Raw genomic sequence first — 2,285 nt, 5'->3', positions numbered from 1 at the left:
TCTCCAATTTCTCGCGATCGACGCTGCCCGTTCGACCTCTCGCGCATCTCCTTCGTTTTACGCGGCCCCGGGTGGGCTCGCGTGAGTCAGTCTATGCTGGCCTTAAGGGCGCGGCAAGGCTTGCTATGCACGGGGGTGGTGTGTGGAAAACCGCGCTCCGGCTTGGCTTGCACGGTCCGCGCTGGCATCACTGCGCGATGACGGCATCCGACCAGCAATTTCCTTGTTCGATCTCGATCTCGACCCGGTGGTCGAAGACCGCAAGAGCGCCACTACGCCTGCCGGGCGCTTCAGCAATTTCATCGTCTATGTCGACGAAAGCGGCGATCACGGCATGCAGACCGTCGATCCCAACTATCCGCTGTTCGTCCTCGCATTCTGCGTTTTCTACACGAAGCACTACAGCGAGAAGGTTGTCCCGGCGCTCGAGAAGTTCAAATTCACCCACTTCGGCCACGACATCGTGATCCTGCATGAGCGGGAAATCCGCAAGGAAACGGGTCCCTTCAAGTTCGCCAACGAGGCCGAGAAGCTGGGGTTCATCGATGGTCTCAGCGGCATCGTCGACAAGTCCAACTTCATCCTGATCAGCTGCGTGATCGACAAGCACCGGCTCGGCGCGCGCGATGTCGAGCGAGACAACCCCTACCATCTTGCGCTCGGGTTCTGCCTTGAGACACTCTACGAGTTTCTCATCGAGAAGAACCAGGACGCCAAGAAGACCCACGTGGTCTTCGAGTGCCGCGGCAAGAAGGAAGACAAGGACCTCGAACTGGAATTCCGCAGGATCTGCGACGGCGAGAACAAGCTTGGGGCACCGCTGCCGTTCGAGATTGTCTTTGCCGACAAGAAGGCGAACTCATCCGGGCTGCAACTGGCCGATCTGGTGGCGCGGCCGATCGGCATGAGCGTGCTGCGGCCGAGCCAGGACAATCGCGCGTTCGATGTCCTGACCCGCAAGTTCTATTGCGACGGCGGGCGCGAAAATGTCGGCAGCGGTTATGAGAACTGGGGGCTCAAGGTTTTCCCGCCCCAAGTAAGCGAAAGCCCCGATGAAACTCACCGAGGCTATGACGCCGACCGGGAACCCCCAGTCCACTTGTGCCCCCTATATGCGCACTCCCGGCCAATTGACAAACGGAACATTGTGCCAATCCGGCCGAGCCGAAGCCAGGCGATGGGCCGCGAAAGAGTTGGGCGCGTGATGGACGACCTGTTTGCCCCCGCGTGGCCTCGTCGGAAGAACACTGGTTCGTGCCGATCTCGTCCCGCTCTGCGGCGGTCCGGCTCAGGTGGTCGTCGACTGCGATCTCGAGGAAGCCGACCTTTCCGGGCTCGATCTCACCCGCTCGCGCTTTGAACGCTGCAACCTGCGGCACAGCGATCTTGCGGGGGCAAAGCTTGAAGGTACGGTCTGGCAAGGTTGCCGGGGACCGTTCGCCAATTTCTCGGGCGCGAACCTCAGCGAGGCCAAATTCATTGGCGGCGACTGGAACAATTGCGCGATGCGCCGGGCCAGCCTGACCTCGACCCGCTTCACCGGCTCCAAGCTCACCGGCGCCGATTTTACCGAAGCGCGCGCCATGCACGTCCATTTCGAGGAAGTGCTGCTGGTCTCTGCCAAGCTGCCGGGCTTCTCGATTCGCAAGGAAACTCTGCGCCGGGTCGATCTGTCGGGTGCGGATGTGCGCAAGGGCGATTTTCGCATGACGGTGTTCGAGGACTGCTCGCTGCGCGAGGCGCTGGTCGCCGGATGGCGCTTCGAGGGCTCAGACCTGCGCGGTGCCGACCTCGGCGGGCTACGCCTGGTCGATGCGGGGCTGTTTCGCGGGGCGACCATCTCGCGCGAGCAGGCCGGGCAATTGCTGGGCGAATTGGGGCTCAATGTCCGGTAGGTCGCAGGGCCGGGCGGCTAACCGGTCCTGAAGTGCGTCCTGTTCCAGGCTTTCGGTCACGCCTTCGGCAAGACCGAGGCAAAGCGCGGCTTCCTCGCGGGAGAGCGTGACCTTTTCAGCCGCTAAGACACTCAGCTTCGCGCGCAGCACCTCAGTCATCGCGCGCGCCACCTGCAGGGCGCTTGGCATCATCTGAGGATCAGCCATGGTCCGGGATCCTTTCCCTTCGATGGCTCTGCTTGCGGCAGCGGGGCCAGAGCGGCCGGGTTGAAGTGCGTTCATACCGGTTTTTGCGGGAGTCTGGCGAGGCGGGGAGGGAAGGGGGCGCCCGGCGCCCGCGTCCCACGCGGGCGCCGCGGCGACCCGCTCTACTCGCTAGGGCGGAGCGTC

1 protein-coding gene and 2 pseudogenes are annotated in these 2,285 nt (G+C 63.1%); 2 read left to right on the top strand and 1 reads right to left on the bottom strand.

Features of this window, described 5'->3' with window-relative positions; all coding sequences use genetic code 11:
• Positions 1-142: 142 nt before the first annotated feature.
• A pseudogene (locus tag AX703_RS04100) lies at positions 143-892 on the top strand (DUF3800 domain-containing protein); the annotation flags it as partial.
• Between the two features lie 312 nt (positions 893-1,204).
• Positions 1,205-1,895: pseudogene (locus tag AX703_RS04095) on the top strand (pentapeptide repeat-containing protein).
• On the opposite strand, the gene AX703_RS26410 reads toward AX703_RS04095, so the two are convergent.
• Entirely contained in the window at positions 1,800-2,102 is a 303-nt protein-coding gene (locus AX703_RS26410) for a hypothetical protein (RefSeq protein ID WP_082734388.1), read from the bottom strand. The pseudogene AX703_RS04095 and the gene AX703_RS26410 sit on opposite strands and share 96 nt — an antisense overlap.
• Between the last annotated feature and the right edge of the window lie 183 nt (positions 2,103-2,285).

The sequence above is a fragment of the Novosphingobium sp. CCH12-A3 genome (genome assembly GCF_001556015.1).
Lineage (GTDB): Bacteria > Pseudomonadota > Alphaproteobacteria > Sphingomonadales > Sphingomonadaceae > Novosphingobium > Novosphingobium subterraneum.
The sequence above is the reverse complement of the archived record's forward strand: the minus strand, read 5'-3'. Positions and strand labels throughout refer to the sequence as shown.

Excerpts from the sequence above, each read along its gene's own strand:
- AX703_RS26410 (WP_082734388.1), bottom strand. The coding sequence starts at position 2,102 with ATGGCTGATCCTCAGATGATGCCAAGCGCCCTGCAGGTGGCGCGCGCG.